The organism is Bacillus swezeyi (assembly GCF_030908325.1).
Classification (GTDB): domain Bacteria; phylum Bacillota; class Bacilli; order Bacillales; family Bacillaceae; genus Bacillus; species Bacillus swezeyi.
The window spans coordinates 3,209,552-3,235,594 of sequence record NZ_CP133085.1; the positions used below are offsets into that span (position 1 = coordinate 3,209,552).

Sequence of the window (26,043 nt, forward strand, 5' to 3'; positions counted from 1 at the left end):
ACTGAAGAGGTGTGTTTCAAGTTACTCTGTGTTGTCGCTTCCGAAGAAGTTTTTAAACGACTGGATGGTTGTATCTCTGTTTAAGGCGGCGATTGATGTTGTTAAAGGAATTCCTTTCGGACAAGACTGAACACAGTTTTGCGAATTCCCGCACTCCGCCAGACCGCCGTCTCCCATAATCGCTTCAAGCCGCTCAGACTTGTTCATCGCCCCCGTCGGGTGGGCGTTGAATAAGCGGACTTGTGAAAGCGGAGCAGGACCGATAAAGTTTGATTTATTATTCACGTTTGGACAAGCTTCAAGACAGACGCCGCATGTCATGCATTTTGACAGCTCATAGGCCCACTGGCGTCTTTTTTCAGGCATTCTCGGCCCGGGTCCCAAATCATATGTGCCGTCGATCGGCACCCATGCTTTGACTTTCTTCAAGGAATTAAACATCCGGCTCCGGTCTACTTGTAGGTCTCGGACAACCGGAAATGTTTTCATCGGCTCAAGGCGAATCGGCTGCTCAAGCTTGTCAATCAGGGCTGTGCACGATTGTCTCGGCTTCCCGTTGATAACCATGGAACAAGCGCCGCACACTTCTTCCAGACAGTTCATATCCCATGTAATCGGGGACGTTTTTTCCCCTTTTGCATTGACCGGATTCCTTCTGATTTCCATTAAAGCAGAAATGACGTTCATGTTCGGACGGTAAGCAATCACAAATTCTTCCTGATAAGCATCGGAATCCGCTGTATCCTGACGAGTGATGATGAACCTGATTGTCTTATTTTCACTCATGATTTCGCCACCTTTTTCTTCGAGTAATCCCGTTTACGCGGTGCGATTAATGAAACATCGACATCCTCATAATGGAATTTCGGGGCTTCAAAATCGCCTGTATGTTTCGCCATTGTCGTTTTCAGCCATTCCTCATCATTACGGTCAGGGAAATCCGGTTTATAATGGGCGCCGCGGCTTTCGTTTCGGTTGTATGCTCCTAGCGTGACCACCCTTGCCAACTGCAGCATGTTGCGCAGCTGACGAGTAAATACGGCCCCTTGGTTGCTCCACTTTGTCGTATCGTTAATGTTAATGTTTTGGAAGCGTTCAGCAAGTTCCTGAATTTTCTCATCGGTTTTCAAAAGCTTGTCATTATGACGTACGACCGTCACATTGTCAGTCATCCATTCGCCAAGCTCTTTATGAAGTACATAAGCATTTTCATTTCCGTCCATCTTCATAATGTCCGCCCATTTTTCTTCTTCTTTGCTGACATGATCGTCATATAGAGAAGATGACAAATCTTCGGCAGATGTTTCAAGCCCTTGAGTGTATTCAACTGCTTTCGGGCCGGCCACCATGCCGCCGTAAATCGCGGACAAGAGCGAGTTCGCTCCCAGACGGTTGCCGCCGTGCATGGAATAATCGCATTCTCCCGCGGCGAACAGCCCCGGAATGTTTGTCATTTGGTTGTAATCAACCCAAAGTCCGCCCATAGAGTAGTGAACGGCAGGGAAAATTTTCATCGGCAGCTTGCGCGGGTCATCACCCATGAATTTTTCATAGATTTCGATGATACCGCCAAGCTTGATATCAAGCTCTTTCGGATCTTTATGGGAAAGATCGAGGTAAACCATGTTTTCGCCATTGATTCCGAGTTTCTGCCTTACGCACACATCAAATATTTCGCGGGTTGCGATATCGCGCGGCACAAGGTTTCCGTACGCCGGATATTTTTCCTCGAGGAAATACCAAGGTTTCCCGTCTTTATATGTCCAGACTCGTCCGCCTTCACCGCGTGCCGATTCACTCATCAATCTAAGCTTGTCGTCCCCCGGAATGGCGGTCGGGTGAATCTGAATGAATTCTCCGTTCGCATAGTAGGCGCCCTGCTGGTAGACGATTGAAGCCGCTGATCCTGTATTGATCATCGAGTTCGTCGATTTTCCAAAGATGATTCCCGGTCCGCCGGTTGCCATGATGACGGCGTCCGCACGGAAGGAGTCGATTTCCATCGTCGTTAAATTTTGCGCGACAATGCCGCGGCACGTTCTGTCATCGTCAAGCACCGCGCCCAGAAATTCCCATCCTTCATATTTTGAAACAAGCCCTTCGACTTCAAAGCGGCGGACCTGTTCATCAAGTGCATACAGAAGCTGCTGACCTGTCGTCGCGCCGGCATATGCCGTTCTGTGATGCTGCGTTCCTCCGAAGCGCCGGAAATCAAGCAAGCCTTCCGGTGTTCTGTTGAACATGACACCCATGCGGTCGAGCAGATGAATGATCGACGGCGCAGCTTCACACATCGCTTTGACCGGCGGCTGGTTGGCCAAAAAGTCGCCGCCGTATACCGTATCGTCAAAATGCTCCCAAGGGGAGTCGCCTTCGCCTTTTGTATTAACCGCTCCGTTGATTCCGCCTTGCGCACATACCGAATGTGAGCGCTTCACCGGAACGATGGAAAATAGTTTTACGTTTGTTCCTGCTTCCGCAGCTTTAATGGTCGCCATCAGACCCGCAAGTCCTCCGCCGACAACGATGATGCTTGAGTTACTCATGCCAGCCCCACTCCCTCTAGTAATCTAGTTCTTTTACACAAATGCCAAAATCGCTCTAAGCCCTACATAGGACAGCACAACAAAGACTCCCATTGTCACAAACGTGGAGATTCGCTGTGAACGCGGAGAAACGGTAATTCCCCAAGTAACAGCAAACGACCATAAACCGTTTGAAAAGTGGAAGATTGTTGAGAGGACACCTACAATGTAAAAGCCGAGCATGATCGGGGAGCTCAAAATATCAGCCATCATGTCATAGTTCACTTCAGCGCCCATCTGCGCAGCGATCCGTGTTTCCCAGACGTGCCAGCTGACGAAAATTAAAGTAATGATTCCTGTAATCCGCTGCAAAACGAACATCCAGTTTCTAAAAAACCCAAATCTGCCCGCATTATTTTTCGCTGTAAAAGCTATGTATACACCATAAACAGCATGATAAATCAGCGGAAGGAAAATCACGAAGATTTCCAAAGCGTACCTGAACGGCAGGTTTTCCATAAAATGAGCGGCATTGTTAAACGCCTCTTCTCCGCTTGCCGCAAAATGGTTGACAACTAAATGCTGAATCAAAAATAGACCCACCGGTATAACGCCAAGCAAAGAATGTAATCTTCGATACACAAACTCTCTGTTCCCGGCCATTGCTTAACCCCCTAGTTGAAAAGTGCTGTAAAAATGAAAGGTCTCCTATCCCCCGTCCTGTTTCAAATATCGCACTTTGTTAAGTTTTTATGACAATTTCATTTTACTCCTATGAGAAAAAAGCGTCAAGAAAACGCGTACATAAATTGAAATTTTCTAATATTTAATGAGATTTTAGAAAATTTTATTTTATCAAAATATAAATATAATAGATTTTTTTCTTTGCAAATGCATCTCCTCTCTGTAATCTCTCCCCCGATTTAAGCTATAATAAACGGAGGAAAGAGGGGAGACATTGGACAATGAATAAATATGAAGCAAACTTAGCGCAATTAAAAGAGCTGGAAGTCTCCGCATATGGCTATGAATTAATCAGGGAAGTGCTGCTTCCGGATATGCTGGGACAAGACTATGCAGACATGATGTATTGGGCCGGAAAAAACCTTGCCCGCAAGTTCCCGCTCGATGCCTGGGAGGATATCCCTGCATTTTTTCATGACGCAAGCTGGGGAACGCTTACGATCGTTCATTCAAAAAAGCAGGAGCTTGAATTTGAACTTGAAGGGCTGCTGGTCTCAAACCGCCTCAAATATCAAAAAGAGCCTTGCTTTCAGCTTGAAGCCGGGTTTATCGCCGAGCAAATCCAGCTGATGAATGAGCATATCGCCGAATCGTATGAGCAGGTGAAAAAAAGAGCCGAAAAAGTTGTTTTGACTGTGAAATGGGATTTGAAAGACCCGGCATGATCAAGGAAGGGCTGCTGAAAATGAACAGCAGCCCTTTTTACCATAAAGTCTAAATTTCGCTATGTACGCAACCGGCTGCTAAAATGTCAGCAAATAATACATCCGCTTCATTTAAACTCCTCTAACGTCTATTTCTTCGTCATGCGGAACCTTGTTTTTTGTGTATGTGTTCTCTCGCTTTTTGAATAAATTGTTCTTCTATTTTGACAAGTAGTGTATGACGGTTAAAAATATCAGAATTTAATTCACTGATATAGAGCTCTTTTGCCTTATCATCATGATTGATGACGGCGCCTCGTTTCAGCTCATTTAAACGGTTGTCTTCTTTATCAGCCAGCTTTGAATACAGCTTCGCTGCTGCTTCTTTGTTATTTTCCATGAATAAATTCATTTCTTCTAAATAAACAATTGCGTTCAGTAAAGACCTTTTTTGTTTATTTCTAATTGAGCCAAGCCCTTTGTCTTCCAGTTCTTTCAATACATGTTGAAACATCTCAAGTTTTTTGCGGCTGCTCATATCAAACTCTATTTGTGCACAATATAAATAAAAAAACAACGCACTCAAGGAAGTCAGGCTCATTTTTTCAATCGAATCCGCCTTCACTTTATGCAGCTGCTCTCCCAATTCCTTCAGCAAAAAATCAAATGGCTTCTCTGTTTGATATGACAGCAATTCCACGTTCAGAAAATGCAGTTTTGCATAAAGCCTATTGGTTAAAATGAGCAATGCAGGCGGTCCATCTGTAAATAGCAGTGTAACAGCGCCTATTAAAAGTGAGAAAATACCAAAATATAAAGAGTATTCATGATGAGGTACAAAGTTCAGAAAGACAAATCCCGTCAAGAAACTTGTGATTGGGCCTCCCAAAAGGCTCACAACGGATTTTCCTTTTTCTTTTTGATACGTTTTTTTATTTTTAATGGATTCACCGTATAAAAAAACTGCGCCTCCAAAATATTTGTGTTTCCATCGACATGTTATTTTCCCATTTCTAAATATGATAAACGGCCCAACTGCCAGCCATTGAACATGATGCCTGACGATGCACCCGAAAAGGACGTGCCCCAGCTCGTGTACAACAATGCTGGCAATAATCGCTACAGCCACTGGACCTATAGTATGTATGAATCCAATCATAATATGATTCTATTCTCTCCTTTTGGCTCCTCATTATGGTAATGATAACATAAATTTGACATCCTTGAATTCCTTCCTTCAGACAAAAAAAGAAATCCTAGAGATGTCTCTAGGATTTTTAATTGGCAGTCATGCTTATTTTCGACAGTTCAAAAGCATCATGCAATGCTTCCACAGCTTTCACCATATCGCTTTCACTGATGACGGTGGAAACTTTAATCTCTGACGTGCTCACCATTTTAACCTGGATGTTTTTTTCGGCAAGAACCGCAAACATCTCAGCGGCCACACCCGGGTTTGAAATCATGCCGGAGCCGACGATCGACACTTTGGCAAGCCTGTTTTCCGTCTCAATCTGTTCGTAGTCGAGTGCGTCTTTGTACTCTTCAAGGACCTGCACCGTTCTTTGCAGATCTTCTGTTTTCACAGAGAATGAGATCGATGTTTTACTTATGCTTGTCACTGATTGAATGATGATGTCGACGTTGATGTTTTGTTTGGCAAGCGTTGTGAAAATCGTTGACAGCGTTGTCAAGCCGCTGGAAAGGCCGCATACTGTGATGCGTGTAATTTGATCTTCAAACGCAATTCCTCTTACGATTAAATTCTGCTCCATGGATGATTCCTCCTCGATTAATGTGCCCGCTTCTTTTTCCGTGCTTGAACGAACTTCCAAAGGCACCCGATAGTTCTTTGCAAATTCAACTGCTCTCGGATGCAGGACGCCCGCTCCGAGATTGGCAAGCTCCAGCATTTCATCATAGGAGATTCCTTCAAGCTTTCTGGCGGTTTTGACATAGCGCGGATCTGTTGTGAAGACCCCTGGCACGTCTGTGTAAATATCGCATTTATCGGCTTTCAGTGCAGCGGCGAGGGCAACGGCTGTCGTATCTGATCCGCCTCTGCCAAGCGTTGTGATTTCCCCTTCGTCCGTAACACCTTGAAATCCTGCGACAACAATGATTTTTCCTTCTTTCAGACGCTCTTTCAGCTTTGCTGTTTCAATATTGGTAATCCTTGCATTGCCGTGGATGTTTTCGGTTTGGATGCCGGCCTGCCAGCCTGTATAGGAAACCGCATCATATCCCTTTTCCTGTAATCCCATTGTTAAAAGAGAAATCGTCACCTGCTCTCCGGTTGTCAGCAGCATATCCATTTCCCGCCGGCTCGGCTGTTCAGCCATTTCTTTGGCAAGTGCGACAAGGGAATCCGTCGATTTTCCCATTGCAGAAACGACGACGACAACGTCATGTCCCCGCTGTTTTTCTTCGATGACCCGGCTTGCAACGTTTACTATTTTTTCCACTGACCCTACGGAAGTTCCGCCGAATTTTTGGACGATGAGACCCATCAATACCACCCTTTTTGTTTTCGTGCGTGTTTATGTATGAAGAGGAAAGCTTGATCTGCGGCTTGTACGGTTTTAGCATACAAAAAAGCAATGAGAGAATTCCCTCATTGCTTTAACCAACAAAAATGCCGATGATCTTAAACAACGAGATAGCCCTCCAAGAAAATGATTTTCTTGACAGCCTTACATTTATTCAATGTAAAGCCAGCAGATAAAACGAATGGAATTTTTACCCGCTTCGGCGACGCTCCCCTTTCAGCTTTCTTCTTTGAAATCCATCTTTCTCCGAAAGCTTACTGTTGAAGTTCGCACCTCTATCTTCACCATATCACACGATCTTATTATGAAATTAGTACAAATTCTATCAGATTCTTTTTAAAAATTCAACATTATTTTTTTAAAGCCTCCGCAATCAGCTGCGCGGTTTTCAACGGAATCCCGGCCTTGTGGATATCTTCAGCGCTCGCTTCCTTCATTTTTTTGACAGAACCGAAGTGTTTTAAAAGCATCTTTTTCCGCTGCTCACCGACGCCCGGAATGCCGTCAAGCACCGATTGAAAAGCGCTTTTTCCCCTCAGCTGCCTGTGGAAGCTGATGGCAAACCGGTGCACTTCATCCTGAATGCGCTGTAGCAGATAAAATTCCTGGCTGTTCCGTTCAAGTTGAACGATCTCAAGCGGATCGCCGATCAAAAGGTTCGATGTTCTGTGCTTGTCATCTTTCACCAAACCGGCGACCGGGACATCGAGATTCAGCTCATTTTCCAGCACATCGACGGCAGCGGAAACCTGGCCTTTACCTCCGTCGATCAAAATCAAGTCTGGAAGCGGCAGATTGTCTTTCAGCACCCTCGTATATCTTCTTCTGATGACTTCGCGCATTGAACCGTAGTCGTCCGGTCCCGCTACTGTCTTGATCTTATATTTCCGGTACTCTTTTTTATGCGGCTTTCCATCGAGAAATACAACCATTGCCGATACAGGGTCCGTTCCTTGAATATTTGAATTATCAAATGCTTCAATTTTGTACGGCGTGTAGATGCCCAGCGCTGTGCCGAGCTTTTCAATCGCTCCGATCGTCCGCTCCTCATCCCGTTCGATGAGTGAAAACTTCTCTTTCAAAGCGAGCTTTGCGTTTTTATGGGCAAGGAGAAGCAGGTCTTTCTTCGCTCCCCTTTTCGGCTGGCGGACTTTCACGTCCAGGAGCTCCTCAATCATCTCTTTGTCAACGCTGTCCGGCACCAAAATTTCTTTTGGAAGGAAGTGATTGTTTTTCGAATAGAATTGACCCATGAATGTCAAAAATTCTTCATCCGCTTCCCTGTATAGAGGAAACAAGCTGACATCTCTTTCAATGAGCTTCCCTTGCCTGATAAAAAAGACCTGAATGCACATCCAGCCTTTGTCATACGAGTAAGCAAATACATCGCGGTCGAGCATATCGTTCATCGTCATTTTCTGCTTTTCCATCGTTGACTCGATATGGGCAATCTGATCGCGGTATTCCTTCGCTCTTTCAAACTGAAGATTTTCAGAAGCTTCGAGCATTTTGGCTTCAAGCTCTTTCTTGACTTCGTTGTAGCCGCCTTTTAAAAAGCGGGTGATTTCTTCGGTGAGCTGTCTGTTTGTCTCCTCAGATACATCATAGACGCATGGTGCCAGACATTGCCCGAGGTGATAGTACAGACAGACGCGGTCGGGCAGCTTTGCGCATTTTCTGAGCGGATACAGACGGTCTAGCAGCTTTTTCGTCTCCCTTGCGGCCTGGACGTTCGGATACGGGCCGAAATAGCGGCCTTTGTCTTTTTTGACATTCCGCGTGACGATCAGCTTCGGATGCCGCTCATTCGTGATTTTGATAAACGGATAGCTTTTATCGTCTTTCAGCATCACATTATATTTAGGGTCATACTTTTTGATTAAATTCATTTCAAGAATCAGCGCTTCGATATTCGAGGATGTGACAATGTATTCAAAGTCTTCGATTTCGCTGACAAGCCGCTGTGTTTTTGCATCATGGGAGCCGCTGAAATAGGAGCGGACCCGGTTTTTTAATATTTTTGCTTTCCCGACGTAGATCACGGTCTCCTGCCTGTCTTTCATCAAGTAGCAGCCCGGCTGATCAGGCAGAAGGGCAAGCTTTTCTTTGATTTTTTTGTTCATCAAAAATCCTTCCTTGTTTCGGCGTTTTTCCATATTTACAGTTTACCATGACCGACCACATGTTCTCCACAATTGAAGGTGTCCCTTAGGCTATTAGAATACGCTGTTTTTGTAAGAAAAAAGCGATCCCTCTGGAATCGCCCTTTACTCGGTCTCTATTTTACAAATGCTTGTTGACTAGTTCTTCAAGCGCTTCTTTCGGTTTGAACCCGACAGATGTTTCAACCACTTCACCGTCTTTTAGTATGAGTAAAGTCGGGATGCTCATCACACCGTATTTGCCGGCAGTTTCTTGGTTTTCGTCAACATCAATTTTGACGATTTTCAATTTGTCTCCCATTTCTTGATCCAGCTCTTCTAGAACAGGCGCAATCATTTTGCAAGGTCCGCACCAAGGAGCCCAAAAGTCGGCAATAACTACGCCTTCGCTTGTTTCATTTGAAAATGTTTGATCAGTTGCTTTTACGATAGCCATTCTTTCATTCCTCCAATTGTGAAATTATGCTTTTTAGTATAGCATCTCCCTTTGGTTCACGCTAACATAATGCTTGAGTATACGTTTCCCTATCTTGCAGTGTTTTACACATCGAATGTATCGCCCATGAGCAGGGCACATACCCCATTTTATTTGCTGCTCCAACTAAATGTGCCGATTAAAAAAGCCGGCGATCAGGCCGGCTTTTTTTCAAGTGTTGACACTCAGCTTTTTAAATTCTTCTGTCAGCAGCGGGACGACCTCAAACAAATCTCCGACGATGCCGTAGTCGGCAATTTTGAAAATGTCAGCTTCCGGATCTTTGTTAATGGCGACGATGATTTTGCTGTTTGACATCCCAGCGAGATGCTGAATCGCACCTGAAATGCCGCAGGCAATATAAAGTTCGGGTGTGACGACCTTTCCGGTCTGCCCGATTTGCAGCGAGTAGTCGCAGTAATCGGCATCACAAGCTCCCCTTGAAGCTCCTACTGCACCGCCGAGCACATCGGCAAGTTCCTGAAGCGGCTTGAATCCGTCTTCGCTTTTCACGCCGCGTCCTCCGGCAACGATGATTTTCGCTTCTGACAAGTCGACGCCTTCAGACGTTTTTTTGACGACATCCTTGATCACCGTTCTGATGTCCTGAATATCGACCTCGATCTTTTCCACCGTTCCAGTCCGTGTTTCATCTTTGGCAAGCGGTGCAATATTATTCGGTCTGATCGTTGCGAAAATCAGTTCATCTTCAGAGATGATCCGTTCGAACGCTTTTCCAGAGTAGATCGGTCTTGTAAACACAATATTTCCGCCTGTCACACTGACATCGATCGCATCGGAAATCAACCCTGTTCCCAAACGGGCTGCCAGCTTTGGAGATAAGTCTTTTCCCATTGACGTATGTCCGAAAATGACTACATCCGGGCTTTCGCTTTCAAGTATCGGCAGAAATGCTTGGACGAAACCGTCAGATGTATAGTTTTTCAGAAGCGGGTCTTCGGCGGTCCGCACTTGATCGGCGCCATAATGAATCAGCTCAGCGGCCTTATTTGAAACGCTTTCACCGAAAAGGACTCCAATGACCTCTCCCCCTTCGGCAATCGTTTTTCCAGCGGCGATCGCTTCAAAAGTTACATTTCTTAATGAACCGTCCCGGCATTCTCCCAGTACGAAAACTTTTTTGCTCATATCCTTTTCCCCCTGTATTTTAATGACCGTGTTGATTCTCCCCTTGCTTCAAATGACCTTTGCTTCGCTTCTCAGCAGTGAAACGAGGTCTGATGCCTGCTGTTCCGGCTCTCCTTCTAGGATTTTTCCGGCTTCTTTTTTCGGAGGCAGGAACCGCTCAATTGTTTTTGTTTTCGCGGCTACATCATCCTCGTCTATATCCAGATCGTCCAGCTCCAGTTCTTCAAGCGGCTTTTTCTTCGCCTTCATGATTCCCGGAAGAGAAGGGTAGCGGGGCTCATTTAATCCCTGCTGGGCGGTGGCGGCGATCGGCAGAACGGTTTGGATCACTTCAAGATCGCCTTCTGCATCTCGTTCCGCTTCAACATCTCTGCCGTCTACAGTCAGCTTTGTAATCGTTGTGATGCATGGAATGCCGAGCAGTTCAGCCAGACGCGGCGCCACTTGTCCAGAGCCCCCGTCGATCGCCACATTGCCGCCGAGAATGATGTCGTATTCCCTGTCTTTTAAATAGTGGTAAAGAATGGATGAAGCCGTGTATTGATCAGCCTCTTCCAGATCGTCTTCGATATTGATCAAAACGGCTTTGTCGCACCCCATCGCAAGCGCCGTCCTGAGCTCTTTTTCAGATTCTTCTTCACCGACTGTGACAACCGTAATCTCTCCGCCGTGCTTCTCCTTTAATTGAAGCGCTTCTTCAATCGCGTATTCATCGTACGGATTGATGATGAATTCCGCCCCGTCCGTGCTGATTTCCCCTTGTTCAATCTGAATTTTTTCCTCTGTGTCAAACGTGCGTTTCATCAAGACATATATGTTCATGTTCTTTTCATCCCCTTTGTTTTCACGCTTGTTAATTCCCTTTAAAATGCGGCTTCCGCTTCTCAAGAAAGGCTTGAATCCCTTCCTTTGCATCTTCAGATTGGAACACTTCACCGAAGTGCTTGCCTTCAAGCTTCAGGCTGCCTTCATAAGAATAGACTTTACCGGAGTTCAAAAGCTCAATAACAAAGGCAAGTGTCTGCGGGCTTTTTTCCGCAAATTTATGAGCCAGCTCTTTTCCCTTCTGCAGCACTTGATCCTCATCCGCCGCCAAAATGGTGACAAGACCGTATTCAAAGGCTTCTTTTCCGGAGATCGGTTCAGATGTTCCGATCATCTCAAGAGCTTTAGCCGTCCCCACATATTTCGGAAGACGCTGTGTACCAGCAAAACCCGGAATGATGCCGAGGTTCAGTTCGGGAAGGCCGAGTTTTGCGTTTTCTTCGGCAATCCGGATGTGGCAAGCCATCGCCAGCTCAAGACCGCCTCCAAGAGCAGCCCCGTGGATGGCGGCAATGATCGGCTTTGGAAAAGACTCTACTTTTTCAAATATTTGCTGGCCTTTATCAGCGAGACCGGCATAATCAGATCCATCCATCAATGAAGTGAATTCCTTAATATCTGCGCCCGCTGAAAAAAATCTCCCTTCTCCATGAATGACAATGCTTCTTACCTGCTGATCCTCGGCAAGCTCATCAAGGCAGGCCGAAAGATCTTCAAGGACTTGTGTTGAAAGCGCATTTGCCGGCGGATGCTGAATCGTGATGACAGCGACATGGCCGTCTTTGGATTTCCGTAATGTTCCCACGTCTATTCCTCCTCTTTCTTCAGTTGGCTGAAACCATGTATCAGCAGTTCATGAATGCTGTCTGCCAGCTGAGGCAGATCATATTTTTGATCATTCATCACCCAGGTTGTCACCGTCTCGTCCACTGTGCCGAAAATCATCTGCTTCGCCAAGCGGACATCGAGCGCGCTTTTAAATTCCCCTGCTTCCTTTCCTTCTGTGATGATGTCCTCCAAAATCGTTAAGTAGCCTTTGAGAATCTCATTGATTTTCAGCCGCAGCTCGCGGTGCGACTGCCTCAGCTCAAGCTGGGTCACAATCGCCAGATGCGGGTCGCTGCTAAGCAGTTCAAAGTGTTTTTTGATGAACAAAGAAAGCTTCTCTGTCGCTGAATTTTTCGCTTTCATTCCTTCGCTCATCTGCTCGATAAACTGGCCCATTTTCTCTTTAAACAGTGAAATCAGAATATCTTCTTTATTTTTGAAATAAAGATAAATGGTGCCGTCCGCCACGCCAGCCTGCTTGGCGATCTTTGAAACCTGTGCCTGATGGTATCCGTTTTCTGCAATCACAATGACAGCTGCATCGATAATCTGCATATACTTTGGTCGCTTCTGTTTCAATTGGCTTCGTTCCTTTCAAGTTAATGAATGAATACTCATTCATAGTTCAATCGTAAATAAAACAGCAGGCTTTGTCAAGGTTTGATCATGAAATTCCTTCGAAATAACCCTCATAAAAGCATGCCGCCAAAATCGACGGCAGACTTTGCTTTTCATACGTTTGCCTTTTCCTCATGGACAAGCACCCTTCTTAAAATCTTGCCAACAGCCGTTTTCGGAAGTTCGTCTCTGAACTCATATACCTTCGGAACTTTATACGGAGCGAGACGGGACCTGGCATATTCGTCCAATTCCTTTTCCGTTATTGTAACATGGTCTTTTAAAACAACAAAGGCTTTAACGGTTTCTCCTCTGTATTCGTCGGGGATTCCTGCGACGACGGCCTCCTGGATAGCTTCATGCTCATAGAGAACCTCTTCGATTTCACGCGGATAGATGTTGTATCCGCCTGCGATGATCAAATCTTTTTTGCGGTCAACAATATAAAAGAAGCCGTCTTTATCCATGTACCCGATATCTCCCGTGAAAAACCAGCCATCTTTGAGTACGGCCGCGGTTTCTTCATCATTGTTCCAATAACCTTTCATCACCTGGGGACCTTTTACGATAATTTCTCCGTGCTCGTAAGGCTCGAGAAAACCGCCGGTCTCCTCCGAATAGATGGCCGCATCTGTTCCCGGCCACGGGCAGCCGATGCTTCCCGCTTTATTCAGATCCCAAATGAAATTGGCATGGGTGACCGGTGATGTTTCCGATAGTCCGTATCCTTCGACAAGCTTTCCTCCCGTTACCTTTTCGAACTGCTGTTTGACTTCGACAGGAAGCGCAGCAGACCCGCTTAAACAGCTTTTAACCGAAGACAGATCGTACTGATGCAGATCGGGGTGATTCAATAGAGCGATATAAATCGTGGGTGCCCCCGGAAATATGGTGGGCTTTTCTTTATCGATCGTTTTCAGTGCTGTACGCGCGTCAAACCTTGGCAGGAGGATCATTTCATATCCTTGCCTGATCGTGAAGTTTAAAATGGCCGTCATCCCGTACACGTGGAAAAACGGAACGATACCAAGCACTTTTTCTTCTCCTTTTTTCAGTTTATAAAACCAGGCCGCGCACATCTCCATATTGGCTAATATGTTGCGGTGAGTAAGCATCACGCCTTTTGGAGTGCCTGTCGTGCCTCCTGTATACTGCAGGACGGCAATGTCATGAGCGGGATCAATCGCAATGCCGGGCGGATTATCCGGGACGGGCTGTTGTTTCATGATCGTCCGAAAAAGGTGGGTCGTGTCATTTTCGGCTATATCAACCAACATCTGATTCTGCTTTTTTTGAGCCAGCGGATACAGCAGGTTTTTAGGAAATGGCAAATAATCTTTAATGCTTGTTGCAATGATGTGCCTAACATTTGTCAGCGCTTTCATTTTATAAGCCGCAGGATACAGCATATCGAGCGTAATGATGATTTCTGCTCCGCTGTCTTTGAGCAGATGTTCAAGCTCCCTTTCCGTGTAAAGAGGATTTGTCTGGACGACGATGCCTCCCGAGAAAAGAACCCCGTAATATGCGATGACCGCCTGAGGACAGTTCGGCAGCATGATCGATACCCTGTCTCCTTTTTTAACGCCGAGAGACAATAAATAAACTGCCATTTTTAAGGCTTCCTCGTAAACCTGTTGATACGATCGCTTCTTTCCGAGAAAATGAATCGCTGTTTTTTCAGAAAACTGTTGGGCGGATTGCTGCAGGATGGATTGGAGTGTTTGATCATGAAATTCTAGGTGATGAGGAATTTGTTCAGGATAGTGAAGCAGCCATGGTTTTTCAGTCGGCATAAGACCCCCCCTTAAAACAAATATAGTCTTAATTTCAGTATATCAAAACAATATTCAGAAAGTAATGATTTTTTCATCTTTAAAAATACCGCCTGGAAAACATGCCCCAGGCGGCGTCTTGCTTACGTATAAAACACAATATAGATAAGGCCGATGATCACAAACACCCCTGCTGCACAGAACAGGATTTTCGCTAATTTCTCCATGTTGATCCCCTTTAGATTCCGGAGGCCACGACAAATGACAGGCCGACAGAGATGACGAATGAGATGAAGCCGACGGCGCGGTTGTCATTTTCAATTTCCTTGTCAATTTTAAAGCGCGGCGTCAGAAATTCAAAAATGAAATAGCCGATCAAAAGCAATACAAAGCCGAATAATCCCCATCCCATCATTTGCAGCAGGGAATTATGCTGGCTGATCGATTTTTGCAGCACGTTGGCGATGCCTAAAATTTTTCCGCCCGTCGCCATCGCAACCGCCACGTTTCCTTTTTGAATCTCCTCCCAGTTTTTATAGGTGGTGACAAGCTCAAATACAGATAAGAATATCACCAGACAAAGTACGGAAACGCTGTAATAGGCGGCAATTTCCACTAGGTCGTTTTCCCAAAACTCTTTCATCCTTTTAGACTCCCTTTTTTATTTTAATTCGACAATCGTAACTCCTGATCCTCCCTCTCCCGCTTCGCCGAACCGGGAGTTTTTCACATTGCGGTGGGACTTCAAAAGATCTTGGACGCCTTTTCTGAGGGCACCCGTTCCTTTCCCATGAATGATCGATACCCTCGGATATCCGGCCAGCACCGCATCATCCAAATATTTTTCAACCCTGTGAAGCGCATTTTCATACCGTTCGCCTCTAAGGTCGAGTTCGAGTGACACATGATATTCTTTCCCTTTGACCGCGGCGATCGATTTTTGTTTCTCGGGTTCAGGCGCTGATTTCAGAAATTCAAGATCCTTTTCCTTCACCTTCATCTTCAGGATGCCGATTTGGACATTCCATTCATCCGCGCTCGTTTTTTCAAGCAGTGTGCCTTTTTGGCCGAAGGTTAAAACCTTGACTTCGTCGCCAGGCTTCAAGACGCGCTTGTCCGTTTTTTTCTTTGCAGGCTTTTTCGTCTTTTCAAATGCAGGCACCGCTTCTTCAAGACGCTTTTTCGCCTCGATTAATTCATGGTCTTTAAACGCTTTATGATCTTCTTTGATCATGCGGAGCGACTGGATGATCTCGTCCGCCTCTTTCATAGCTTCCTTGACTTTTTCAGCCGCTTTTTGCTCGGCTTCTTCATAAAGCCTGTCTTTTCGCTCCTGCCATTCGCTGATCTGCTTTTGCAGGTCGCGGTGAAGGGCTTGAGCCTCCGCACGGATCGTTTCGGTTTCAGCCAATTCCGTTTCCGCGCGCTTCTTGCTGTCTTCAAGCGATGCGATCATCGTGTCGACTTCATTGTGTTCAGCCGTCATCTCGGATTTGGCACGGCCGATCAAATGGTCAGGCAGACCGAGGCGCTTCGAAATTTCAAAAGCATTGCTTCGGCCGGGCACTCCGATTAACAGCTTATAAGTCGGAGACAATGTTTCAATATCAAATTCGACGCTCGCATTGATGACATTGTCGCGATTATAGCCGTATGCTTTAAGCTCCGGATAGTGAGTCGTGGCAATAACGCGTGCACCCGTCTGATATACTTCGTCAAGGATGCTGATCGCAAGAGCCGCCCCTTCCTGCGGATCTGTCCCGGCTCCGAGCTCGTCAAACAGCACAAGGCTGTTTTCCGTCATGTCTTTCAAAATATCGACGATGTTTACCATGTGTGAAGAGAATGTACTTAAGCTCTGTTCGATCGACTGTTCATCACCGATATCGGCAAATACCTGGTCAAACACAGCGATTTCTGAACCTTCCCCCGCCGGCACATGCAGTCCGGACTGTGCCATAAGCGTCAGCAGTCCGAGCGTTTTCAGCGTAACCGTTTTTCCGCCTGTATTCGGACCCGTGATCACAATCGTTGTAAATTCTCCGCCAAGCTCGATGTCATTGGGAACGACCTGATCGGCTGGCAAAAGCGGATGGCGCGCTTGGATCAGCCGGACATAACCGTCTCTATTGACAGCCGGTTTGACAGCTTTTGTCGCTTTTGCGTATTTCGCTTTTGCAAAAATAAAATCAAGCGTCTGCAATATTTTGACATCGTGAAAAAGTTCATCCGTGTGCTCTGCGGTCTTTTCTGTCAGCATGCGCAGAATTCGTTCGATTTCCTGCTTTTCGTTTACTTTTGCCTGGCGGAGCGAATTGTTCATATCCACTATCGCCTGAGGTTCGATAAACAATGTCGCCCCGGAAGATGACTGATCATGCACAATTCCTCCGTAGCTTGATCTGTATTCCTGCTTTACCGGAATGACGAAGCGGTCATTTCGAATCGTGATAATCGTGTCTGAGAGCATTTTTTGCGCGGAAGAGGAGCGCAGTATCGATTCAAGCCGATCCCTGATTCTTGATTCAAGCGTCCTCAGCTGCGTCCTGATCCCCCTCAATGTTTCAGATGCATGGTCAAGCACTTCTCCATGGTCATCGATGCACGAATTAATGTCTTTTTCCAAGGCAGAGAGCGGAATCAGCTTTTCTGCATACTGATGGAGACAGGGGATATCAACTCCGTCCTCAAACAGCCCTTCAAGAAAGTGCTTCATCTGTTTTGCGGCATATAAAAGACCCGATATTTCCGTAAACTCTGCCGGGCTTAGCATGCTGCCGATTTCAGCTCTCCGCAATGCTTTTCTAATGTCGGAAAGGCCGCCGAAAGGAGCATTCCCCTTTAACCGCAGGACGGTCCCGGCCTCATCGACTTCTTCCTGCAGGTTTTTGACCTCCTCCAATGAACGGGAAGGCTTAAGCTCAAAAAGCATTTCCTTCCCTAAAGAAGAGGCCGCATGCTCTGCAAGCTGTTCTTTTACTTTATGAAATTCAAGTGCTGATAGCGCTTTTTGCTGCAAAATCAATTAAACCTCCTTAAGATCGGCGGCGCGACAAAAATGCCTGGACTTCGTCAAAGGAACGGGCATTCAATACGTTCGCTTTCCCGGTCCATCCTTTTCTCGCTGCCGTAACGCCCGTTTTCATATCATCAAGCATCTCTGTGCTGTGGGCATCCGTATTAATGACAAGCGTCACCCCGGCGGCATTCGCTTTGATCAAATGTTCCATTCTAAGATCGAGCCGTGCAGGGTTGGCGTTCAGCTCCAAGGCTGTATTCGTTTTTTTCGCCAGCTCGATCAGCTGGTCAATATCCACTTCATACCCTGCTCTTCTTCCGATCAGTCGTCCCGTCGGATGGGCGATGATATCAACATGCTGATTCATCAGCGCATTTTCGAGCCGCTTCATGATGACGTGCTGCGGCTGGGAAAAGCTTGAATGGATCGAAGCGATGACAATATCCATCTCCGCAAGCAGTTCATCATCATAGTCAAGCGTCCCATCTGGCAGGATGTCCATCTCAACGCCTTTAAAAATGTGAAACTCGGTAAATTCCTTGTTCAGTTCGTCAATTTCCTTCGCCTGCATACGCAGCCTTTCCGGCGTCAAGCCGCCGGCGACTTTTAAATATTGGGAGTGATCCGTGATCGCCATGTACCGATACCCTTTTGCCATGCAGGCCTCGGCCATTTCCCTGATCGAAAAAGCGCCGTCGCTCCACGTCGAGTGCATATGGAGGTCCCCTTTTATGTCTTCTGTGGAAATCAGTTCGATATGGTCTCCGTATTCTTCGACCTCTTTTCCTGTCTCCCTTAGCTCAGGCGGAATAAAAGGTAGGCCGAAATGAGAGAAGAACTCCTTTTCACTGGAAAATGTTTGGACATCTCCTGTCTCTATATGTTCGACGCCGTATTCGCTAATTCTTTCGCCTCTTTCTTTGGCAAGCTGGCGCATTTTAATATTATGATCTTTTGATCCTGTAAAATGGTGGAGCGTCGTTGGAAACTGCTCCTCTGTCACCAGCCGGAAGTCGGCGCTGATGTCGTATTCAAATGAAAATGTCAGCGATACTTTCGTATCTCCGCTGGCAATGACCTCCCTGATGTTTGAAAGCTTCAGGAGCCCTTCGCGGACGAGGCCGGCATCTGTGACAGCCATAATATAATCAAGATCTTTCACCGTTTCTCTGGCCCGCCTCAAACTTCCGGCCCGTGAAAACTTGATAAGGCCCGGGAGTCCCTCAAGCTGTTCTTCGATCACATCTGCGACGGCCAAAGCAATCGCTATCGGGTACCGTTCAGGGCGTTTTCCGGCTTCCCCCAAAGCTTGGAGAATCTTTTCTTCCGTTTTCTTGCCGAATCCGGCAAGCCCTTGGACCTTCTGCTGTTCACAGGCTTCTTTTAAGGATGCAGCATCATAGACGCCCAGCTCCTGATAAAGCTTGGCAATTTTTTTGCCGCCAAGGCCCGGAAGTTTCAAAAGCGGAACAAGCCCTTCGGGAACCTCCTCTTTTAAACGTTCAAGCGTGCCGGAAACGCCGTGATCCATATATTCCTTAATAACGGCATGCGTTCCTTTGCCGATTCCGGAAAGAGACATCATATCATCGATTTCAGACAGGCTGCGGTCATCTTGTTCAAGCGCCGCCGCGGCTTTTCTGAATGCTGATATTTTAAATGGGTTGTCCCCTTTTAATTCCATATAGATCGCAATTGTTTCAAGCAGTCTGATGACATCTTTTTTATGCAATTTTTTTCACCTCTTGTATCCCCGTGTTCATCCTGTTTCCATCATACAAATTTTTGGCTGTTCCTACAACAAACAGCCATCTTTCGACACATCTTTCACCTGAAAAAAAACTTCCCTAGAGCAGAGAAGTTTTACAAAGATCCGTACTGATTCATCAGATTGTTTAACATATTGGATAGATACGGTGTTTTATGAATGATCAAATCTGCCATTACCGAGCCGGACATCATGTTTTGCAGCACTTCAATCGGCAGGAGCGTTCCGATGAACAGAACGACAAACACGAACAGGTAAATCTCCGCGAAACCGAGCACGGCACCGAGAATCTGGTTGATTTGCTTAAGGATCGGAATGCTTGCGACAGCATCCAAAAATGATGCGGCAATTCTCAGCAGGATCATCGTCAGGAAAAACAGAATCAGAAACGCAATCATGTTGTAATAGGCGCCTTCAAGGCTTCCGTTTACAAATGCCAGCGCCGTCTGGCCGCCCGAAAAGTCCGGAGACGGAATCCAGCCGAGCTTCGGCGCAAGGTCGCCATAATAGGTTCCGGCCACAGCGATCGCTGCGATAAACGTCACCAAACGGATAAATTGGCGGATAAATCCTCTTTTCAGCCCAATAAACAGACCGGACAAAAGCAAAATAATAATGATGATATCTAACATCGTGATGTTCAATCCTTTTCTTTAATTTGTCCTTTTAATCTCTCAAGTTCCTCTTGCAGTTTCAGATAATCGTGAACTGCATTCACAGCAGTCAAGACGGCAAGCTTATTTATGTCAAGATACGGATTTTTTTCGTTGATTTCTCTCATTTTATCATCCACAATTGAGGCAACGTGCCTCATATGGCTCTTCGTTTCATCGCCGATAATTGTGAAGTGCTGACCGTAGATGTCAACTGTTGTTTTTGTTTTTCGACCATCAGACAACGTTTCTCCTCCATTCTACTTATGCGAGAATCCTAGTCTATATCATAACATGTTTGGAGATTGAATGGAAAGACGAGCCCTCCGCTGTTATGATACACTTATAAAAACATTGAATTAGCCTGTTTTATTAGCTAAAAAAGGAGATTAAACCGTGTCACATTCTGTTTTGAAAGTTCCCCAGCCTGTTATTGAACGGATGCAAAGCTACTACCGGTCTGATATTACTTCCCAATTGGTACAGGGAGCGGTTTTTCAGGCTAAGCCCCAAGGCTGCACCATTACAGCATATCGATCAGGAAAGGTTTTGTTCCAAGGAAAAAACGCCGAAAAGGAAGCCGGGCGTTGGGCGGCATCAGCCGAAGCGCCGGCGGAAAAAAAGACTCCCTCCAAAAAAAGCACCCCGTCCGTCTATCAGCCGCCTGAAGGCATCGGCTCAATGTCTGTCATCGGCTCGGATGAAGTCGGAACCGGCGATTATTTCGGCCCGATGACGGTCGTATGTGTTTACGCCGATAAAACAAAGCTGCCGCTTTTAAAAGAACTCGGCGTCAAAGATTCCAAACATTTAAAAGACCCGCAGATCGTCAAAATCGCACGCAATTTAATCAAGACGGTACCTTACAGCCTGCTCGTTTTAAGAAACGAAAAGTACAATGAAATGCAGAAAAAAGGCATGAGTCAGGGGAAAATGAAAGCCCTTCTTCACAACCAGGCGATTGCGAACCTCCTCAAAAAGCTGGACGGAATCCGCCCTGAGGCGATTTTAATCGATCAGTTCGCTGAACCGGCCGTTTATTTCAAACATTTGGCAGGCAAGACCGCTATCAAAGAGCGTACATATTTCAGCACAAAAGCGGAAGGCATCCACCTGTCCGTCGCCGCTGCCTCGATCATCGCGCGCTATTCTTTTTTAATGGAGATGAATAAGCTTTCTAAAGAAGCCGGAATCACGCTTCCGAAAGGGGCTGGGGCGCTTGTCGATCAAGCTGCCGCAAAGCTGATCAAGAGAAAAGGCGAGACGGCGCTGAACCAATTTACGAAGCTGCATTTTGCGAATACGCAGAAGGCGAGACAGCTTGCCGCAAAGCTGTAAATGAAAAAACTTGCAGAGAACATTGATTCTCTGCAAGTTTTTCGTTTAGCCTCTCAGCTTCGCATCGTATGTTTCCTCAAGTGCGTCTAATACTTTTTGATGGACTTTCGTCACTTCTTCCTCAGTCAATGTTTGTTCCGGATTTAAATATTGCAGGCTGAAGGCGACCGATTTTTTGCCTTCTTCCATATGCTCGCCTTCATAGACGTCAAAGACATGCACTTCCTTCAATAATCTTCCTCCAGCTTTTTGAATCACGTCTTCAAGCTGGCCGCTTGTGATTTCTTTTCCTACGACAAGCGCGATATCGCGTGTGACAGAAGGATACTTCGGAATGGCCGTATATCTGATGTCAGGCACCTCCACCGCAAAGAGTTCATGCAGATCAAGCTCAAATACATAAGTCTCATTCAGATCAAGCTCTTTTTCAACTGACGGATGAAGCTGGCCGATGAAGCCGATCAAAGAGCCATTGTATAAAATGTTGGCCGTCCGCCCAGGATGAAGCTCTTTTCTTTCAGACTGGACGAATTCGATGCCTTCACGAATGCCGAGCTTTTCTAAAAGGCCTTCGACAATGCCTTTGACGACAAAGAAATCGACCGGCTTTTTCTCGCCCTGCCAGAGGTTTTTGTGCCACAGACCTGTCACGGCTCCTGCAACATGTTCTTTTTCAACCGGTTTTGTATGCTCTTCAGCTTTTAAGAAAACTGAACCAACTTCGTAAAACGCCGCTGAATCGGTTTGCCTTGCCAGGTTATAGGAGACCGATTCAAGCAAGTTCGGAAGCAGGCTGTGCCTTAACACGCTTCTTTCCTCACTCATCGGCAGGGAAAGGATCGTTTTAAACGATTTTTCCAGGGCGTATGCGGTCGCTTTTTGGTCGTTTGTTAACGAGTATGTGATCGCTTGAGAAAGCCCCGCTCCTTCCAGGAAGCGTCTGAGTTTTCTCCGTTTTGCCTGATAAGGGGTCAGCCCGCCTGCAAAGCCAGTCAATTCAGGAAGCGAAGACGGAATGTTGTCATACCCGTATAATCTTGCAACTTCTTCAATCAAGTCTTCTTCAATCGCAATATCGCCTCTTCTTGAAGGAACGGTAACGGTCAGATCAGCATCCGCTTCTTCAACAGGAAACCCTAGTTTTTGAAAAATATTGACCATTTCTTCTTTGCTGACGGACATGCCGAGCACCTTTGTTACTTTATCAGCGGACAGGCTGATGACATTGTCTTTGATATCAAGGTGATCTTCTGCAACTGTGCCCTCTAAAACAGTGCCGCCTGCATATTGGCTGATCAGGTCTGCGGCACGCTCTGCAGCAAGGCGCACCCGCGCGGGATCAATGCCTTTTTCAAAGCGGACGCTTGATTCGCTGCGAAGTCCCAGATCTTTTGAAGCCTTACGGACGGTTTGTCCGTTAAAATATGCCGCCTCCAGCAAAATCGTCTTCGTATCTTCGCGGACTTCGGAGTCTGCTCCACCCATAACACCGGCGACAGCCTGCGGCGCAGAGCCGTTTGTGATGACAAGATGTTCAGGCGTTAATGTTCTTTCCTGTTCATCGAGCGTCATCATCGTTTCATTTTCGTAAGCTTTGCGGACGACGACGTCTTTTGAGCCGAAGCGGTCGTAATCAAAAGCATGCAGCGGCTGGCCGTACTCGAGCAGCACAAAGTTCGTAATATCAACCACATTATTGTGCGGCCTGATTCCGGCATTGATCAGCTTTGTCTGCATCCAAAGCGGAGACGGGCCGATTTTGACATCTTTAATGATTTTCGCCGCATATAAAGGATTGGCTTTTATATCTTCAATTTTGACTGACATGTAGTCGGCCGCTTTTTCAGCGCTTGCTTGATAAGTCGTTTCAGGAAGCTTGACTTCGCGGCCAAGAATGGCTGCCACTTCATAGGCGACACCCAGCATATTCATCGCGTCGGCTCGGTTTGGCGTCAGCCCGAGCTCCAGCACCGCATCATCGAGCGCCAGGCTCTTGAGGGCGTCAGTACCTGTTTCAGCGTCGCTCGGAAATACGAAAATCCCTTCCGCATATTCTTGTGGTACAAGCTTTCCTTGAATGCCAAGCTCCTGCAAAGAGCAGATCATGCCGTTCGACGCTTCACCGCGAAGCTTCGCTTTTTTGATTTTAAAATTGCCCGGCAAAACCGCGCCAACCGTGGCGACGGCTACCTTTTGCCCTCCGTCCACATTCGGAGCTCCGCAGATGATTTGCACAGGCTCCTCCTCGCCGATATCGACAAGACATTTATTTAACTTATCGGCGTTCGGATGCTGCTCCCGTTCCAGAACATGTCCGATGACAACACCTTTCATTCCTTCTCCTTTATATTCAATGCCTTCTACTTCGATCCCGCTTCTCGTAATCTTTTCAGCGAGAATGTCCGGCGTCATTCCGTCTAAATTCACGTATTCCTGCAGCCATTTATATGAAACAAACATCACGCGTCCTCCTCTTTAAGCCTGTTTAAATTGAGATAAAAATCTGACATCGTTCGTATAGAAATGACGGATATCATCAATACCGTATTTCAGCATCGCGATCCGTTCAACACCCATTCCAAAGGCAAATCCCTGATATTCTTTGGAATCAAAACCCGCCATTTCAAGCACGTTCGGATGCACCATTCCCGCTCCGAGAATTTCAATCCAGCCGGTTTGTTTACAAACAGAACAGCCTTTTCCTCCGCATTTGAAGCAGGAGACATCGACTTCAACAGACGGTTCTGTAAACGGGAAAAAGCTTGGACGCAGTCTGATTTCGCGTTCTTCTCCGAACATCTTTTTCGCGACGGTTTCAAGCGTTCCTTTCAAGTCGCTCATGCTGATATGATGATCGACGCAAAGCCCTTCGATCTGCATAAACTGATGCGAGTGTGTCGCATCATCATTGTCGCGGCGGTACACTTTGCCCGGGCAGATGATTTTAACAGGGCCTTTTCCTTTATGCTTCTCCATGGTGCGCGTCTGAACAGGAGACGTCTGCGTTCTCATCAGCGTGTCTTCCGTAATATAAAAGCTGTCCTGCATATCGCGGGCCGGATGCTCTTTCGGAAGGTTGAGCGCTTCAAAGTTATAGTAGTCCGTCTCTACTTCAGGACCCTCTTCCACTGAATACCCCATGCTGATAAACAAGTCTTCAATATCTTCGGTGACGATTGTCAGCGGATGCCGCGAACCCGTTTTGACGGGGCTTCCCGGAAGCGTCACATCAATCGTCTGTTCTTTCAGCTTTCTTTTGACTTCTTCCTCTTCAAGGCGGGCATTCTTTTCGGCAACCGCCTGAGCGATCGTTTCTCTTACTTCGTTTGCCAAAGCGCCCATTTTCGGTCTTTCTTCAGCAGAAAGCTTTCCCATTCCCCGAAGCACTTCTGTGATCGGTCCTTTTTTTCCAAGATACGCAACGCGGACATCGTTGACTTCTTTTAATGAATCTGCGGCTTCGACTTTTTCGACCGCTTCTTTCTCAAGCCGTTTCAGCTCTTCCTGCATGTTTGAAATTCCTCCTTTTATATAGAAAAACCAGTTTCTCGGCAATAAAAAAAGCCCCTTTCTTGATGAAAGGGACGAATCGTGGCCGTGGTACCACCCTTTTTAAACAAAGCAAAAAAAGCTTTGTTCCTCACTTCATTGACATAACGGAATGAATCCGGTTCACCTTTACACATCTCTGGAGACGCGGTCCCGGTGACAACTCAAGAGGTGAAGCGTTTTTTAGCTTTCCATAAAAATGCTTTCAGTCCAAGGCACTTTCTCCCTAAATGGCGGCGTGGTAAAAAACGGGTCCTCTATCACTGTTTTTAAACATATTACATTCATTATAGTGAATTACATGATCCTGTGCAACAGGTTATCCGCGGAGATGATAGATTAAGACCGCTGCAGCGGCTGCCACATTCAGCGATTCCGCTTTACCGTATATAGGCACATACAGATTCAGATCCGTCCTCTCCAGCAGATCGGGGTCAACCCCTGAGCCTTCATTTCCGATCAGAAGCGCAAATGCCTGTGACGGGTCCGCCTCCCTGAATGGGACTGCATTTTGCAGCGCAGTGCCGTATACAGGAACATTTTTTTCCTTCAGCTCTTCAATCAGCGCAGAAAGCTCCGCTTTGATAATCGGAATATGAAAATGCGAGCCTTGAGCCGATCTGAGCGTTTTGGCATTGTAAGGGTCGACCGTCCCATGGCCGATGACAACGGCATCGATCCCGGCGGCATCGGCCGTCCGGATGATCGTCCCTAAGTTGCCCGGGTCTTGCACCGCGTCTGCAAGGAGCAGCTTTTCATATTGAAAATGACTGCTTTCCGGCATTTGGCAGACAGCGGCGACGGTCTGCGGCGTCTCCGTTTCCGTTATAGCTGAATAAGCATCAGCGCTCAGAATGTAGCAAGAAACAGATACATCAAGTCCAGCCGGAAGATCCGCTTCGTCCGTGACCATGATTTCTTTAACAGCACCAGGCGTCTTCAGCGCTTCTTCAACAAGATGCTCGCCTTCTATTAAAAAAGTATTGGTTTTTGTCCGCTCTTTTTTCGTGTGAAGCTTTTTCCAATCCTTCACTTTTTGATTTTTGGCTGATTCAATTCGTTTCAAATCGTTTTGACTCCTTTTGTCTGGCAATAGTCACATTATATCTCATCAATGGTACATAATAAACCCGGAAGCGAGACAGAATATAGAACATCAGATCATGAAATGGAGTGAAAAACATGGATTTGAATTTGCGCCATGCCGTCATTGCCAATGTAACAGGGAATTCACAGGAACAGCTTGAACATACGATCGTCGATGCGATCCAAAGCGGTGAAGAAAAAATGCTCCCTGGATTGGGCGTATTGTTTGAAGTGATTTGGCAGCACGCTTCTGATTCAGACAAAACTGAAATGCTCGAGACATTGGAGCAAGGATTAAAACAATAAACCGGAGGCCAAGATGGCCCCGGTTTATTT

The 26,043-nt window shown here is 46.4% G+C and carries 23 protein-coding genes and 1 riboswitch; of the genes, 3 read left to right on the forward strand and 20 right to left on the reverse strand.

The window, feature by feature from the left end; translation table 11 throughout:
* Positions 1–21 precede the first annotated feature (21 nt).
* Genes sdhB through RBH91_RS15920 form a run of 3 tightly spaced genes read right to left on the reverse strand, consistent with a single transcriptional unit; the run spans position 22 to position 3,188 of the window.
* The gene (gene sdhB, locus RBH91_RS15910; protein ID WP_076763094.1) at positions 22–786 is read right to left on the reverse strand and encodes a succinate dehydrogenase iron-sulfur subunit; all 765 of its coding nucleotides are present in this window, start codon (positions 784–786) and stop codon (positions 22–24) included.
* Positions 783–2,546: a succinate dehydrogenase flavoprotein subunit gene (gene sdhA / locus RBH91_RS15915; RefSeq protein ID WP_076763095.1), complete on the reverse strand. Its 1,764-nt coding sequence runs from the start codon at positions 2,544–2,546 to the stop codon at positions 783–785. The genes sdhB and sdhA overlap by 4 nt, the downstream gene beginning before the upstream one ends.
* Positions 2,547–2,579: 33 nt before the next feature.
* On the reverse strand, positions 2,580–3,188 hold the full coding sequence (locus tag RBH91_RS15920) for a succinate dehydrogenase cytochrome b558 subunit (RefSeq protein WP_076763097.1): 609 nt from the start codon (positions 3,186–3,188) through the stop codon (positions 2,580–2,582).
* Between the two features lie 302 nt (positions 3,189–3,490).
* Here RBH91_RS15920 and RBH91_RS15925 point away from each other — a divergent pair, with 302 nt between their 5' ends.
* Entirely contained in the window at positions 3,491–3,934 is a 444-nt protein-coding gene (locus RBH91_RS15925; RefSeq protein WP_307892184.1) for a YslB family protein, read from the forward strand.
* A gap of 139 nt (positions 3,935–4,073) precedes the next feature.
* Here the strand turns inward: RBH91_RS15925 and RBH91_RS15930 are convergent, their stop codons facing one another.
* The 14 genes from RBH91_RS15930 to zapA all read right to left on the reverse strand — a co-directional run bounded on the left by RBH91_RS15930 (position 4,074) and on the right by zapA (position 19,979).
* The gene (locus RBH91_RS15930; RefSeq protein WP_307892185.1) at positions 4,074–5,072 is read right to left on the reverse strand and encodes a site-2 protease family protein; all 999 of its coding nucleotides are present in this window, start codon (positions 5,070–5,072) and stop codon (positions 4,074–4,076) included.
* 118 nt (positions 5,073–5,190) lie between these two features.
* Complete coding sequence (locus tag RBH91_RS15935; protein WP_307892186.1) at positions 5,191–6,423, reverse strand: aspartate kinase; 1,233 nt, start codon at positions 6,421–6,423, stop codon at positions 5,191–5,193.
* Positions 6,424–6,565: 142 nt separating this feature from the next.
* Positions 6,566–6,748: riboswitch (Lysine riboswitch) on the reverse strand.
* Between the two features lie 64 nt (positions 6,749–6,812).
* Positions 6,813–8,585 (reverse strand): excinuclease ABC subunit UvrC, encoded by a 1,773-nt coding sequence (gene uvrC, locus RBH91_RS15940; RefSeq protein WP_307892187.1) that lies wholly within the window; start codon positions 8,583–8,585, stop codon positions 6,813–6,815.
* A 160-nt stretch (positions 8,586–8,745) separates the two neighbouring features.
* Positions 8,746–9,060 carry a thioredoxin gene (gene trxA, locus RBH91_RS15945; protein ID WP_076763108.1) on the reverse strand — a complete coding sequence of 105 codons (315 nt, stop codon included), beginning with the start codon at positions 9,058–9,060 and terminating at the stop codon, positions 8,746–8,748.
* Positions 9,061–9,270: 210 nt separating this feature from the next.
* Complete coding sequence (locus tag RBH91_RS15950; RefSeq protein WP_307892188.1) at positions 9,271–10,248, reverse strand: electron transfer flavoprotein subunit alpha/FixB family protein; 978 nt, start codon at positions 10,246–10,248, stop codon at positions 9,271–9,273.
* Positions 10,249–10,296: 48 nt separating this feature from the next.
* The gene (locus RBH91_RS15955; RefSeq protein WP_307892189.1) at positions 10,297–11,070 is read right to left on the reverse strand and encodes an electron transfer flavoprotein subunit beta/FixA family protein; all 774 of its coding nucleotides are present in this window, start codon (positions 11,068–11,070) and stop codon (positions 10,297–10,299) included.
* A gap of 31 nt (positions 11,071–11,101) precedes the next feature.
* Positions 11,102–11,878 (reverse strand): enoyl-CoA hydratase, encoded by a 777-nt coding sequence (locus RBH91_RS15960; RefSeq protein ID WP_076763114.1) that lies wholly within the window; start codon positions 11,876–11,878, stop codon positions 11,102–11,104.
* A 2-nt stretch (positions 11,879–11,880) separates the two neighbouring features.
* Entirely contained in the window at positions 11,881–12,480 is a 600-nt protein-coding gene (locus tag RBH91_RS15965; RefSeq protein ID WP_076763117.1) for a fatty acid metabolism transcriptional regulator FadR, read from the reverse strand.
* Between the two features lie 152 nt (positions 12,481–12,632).
* Positions 12,633–14,315, reverse strand: a complete 1,683-nt coding sequence (locus RBH91_RS15970; RefSeq protein WP_307892190.1) for an AMP-binding protein — start codon at positions 14,313–14,315, stop codon at positions 12,633–12,635.
* Between the two features lie 217 nt (positions 14,316–14,532).
* Entirely contained in the window at positions 14,533–14,937 is a 405-nt protein-coding gene (locus RBH91_RS15975) for a DUF350 domain-containing protein (RefSeq protein WP_076763122.1), read from the reverse strand.
* 18 nt (positions 14,938–14,955) lie between these two features.
* Complete coding sequence (locus RBH91_RS15980) at positions 14,956–17,313, reverse strand: endonuclease MutS2 (protein WP_307894774.1); 2,358 nt, start codon at positions 17,311–17,313, stop codon at positions 14,956–14,958.
* A 16-nt stretch (positions 17,314–17,329) separates the two neighbouring features.
* Positions 17,330–19,045 (reverse strand): DNA polymerase/3'-5' exonuclease PolX, encoded by a 1,716-nt coding sequence (gene polX, locus RBH91_RS15985; RefSeq protein WP_307892191.1) that lies wholly within the window; start codon positions 19,043–19,045, stop codon positions 17,330–17,332.
* Positions 19,046–19,176: 131 nt separating this feature from the next.
* The gene (locus RBH91_RS15990) at positions 19,177–19,713 is read right to left on the reverse strand and encodes a CvpA family protein (RefSeq protein ID WP_076763124.1); all 537 of its coding nucleotides are present in this window, start codon (positions 19,711–19,713) and stop codon (positions 19,177–19,179) included.
* Between the two features lie 8 nt (positions 19,714–19,721).
* Positions 19,722–19,979 carry a cell division protein ZapA gene (gene zapA, locus RBH91_RS15995; protein WP_076763125.1) on the reverse strand — a complete coding sequence of 86 codons (258 nt, stop codon included), beginning with the start codon at positions 19,977–19,979 and terminating at the stop codon, positions 19,722–19,724.
* 151 nt (positions 19,980–20,130) lie between these two features.
* Here zapA and rnhC point away from each other — a divergent pair, with 151 nt between their 5' ends.
* On the forward strand, positions 20,131–21,072 hold the full coding sequence (rnhC, locus tag RBH91_RS16000) for a ribonuclease HIII (protein ID WP_307892192.1): 942 nt from the start codon (positions 20,131–20,133) through the stop codon (positions 21,070–21,072).
* Positions 21,073–21,117: 45 nt separating this feature from the next.
* Here the strand turns inward: rnhC and pheT are convergent, their stop codons facing one another.
* The 3 genes from pheT to RBH91_RS16015 all read right to left on the reverse strand — a co-directional run bounded on the left by pheT (position 21,118) and on the right by RBH91_RS16015 (position 25,687).
* Positions 21,118–23,532, reverse strand: a complete 2,415-nt coding sequence (gene pheT, locus RBH91_RS16005; protein ID WP_307892193.1) for a phenylalanine--tRNA ligase subunit beta — start codon at positions 23,530–23,532, stop codon at positions 21,118–21,120.
* Between the two features lie 15 nt (positions 23,533–23,547).
* Entirely contained in the window at positions 23,548–24,582 is a 1,035-nt protein-coding gene (gene pheS / locus RBH91_RS16010; protein ID WP_076763139.1) for a phenylalanine--tRNA ligase subunit alpha, read from the reverse strand.
* A 358-nt stretch (positions 24,583–24,940) separates the two neighbouring features.
* Entirely contained in the window at positions 24,941–25,687 is a 747-nt protein-coding gene (locus RBH91_RS16015) for a TrmH family RNA methyltransferase (protein ID WP_307892194.1), read from the reverse strand.
* A 116-nt stretch (positions 25,688–25,803) separates the two neighbouring features.
* Between RBH91_RS16015 and sspI the strand changes: the two genes are divergently transcribed.
* Positions 25,804–26,013, forward strand: a complete 210-nt coding sequence (gene sspI, locus RBH91_RS16020; protein WP_076763145.1) for a small acid-soluble spore protein SspI — start codon at positions 25,804–25,806, stop codon at positions 26,011–26,013.
* The last annotated feature ends 30 nt before the right edge of the window (positions 26,014–26,043 follow it).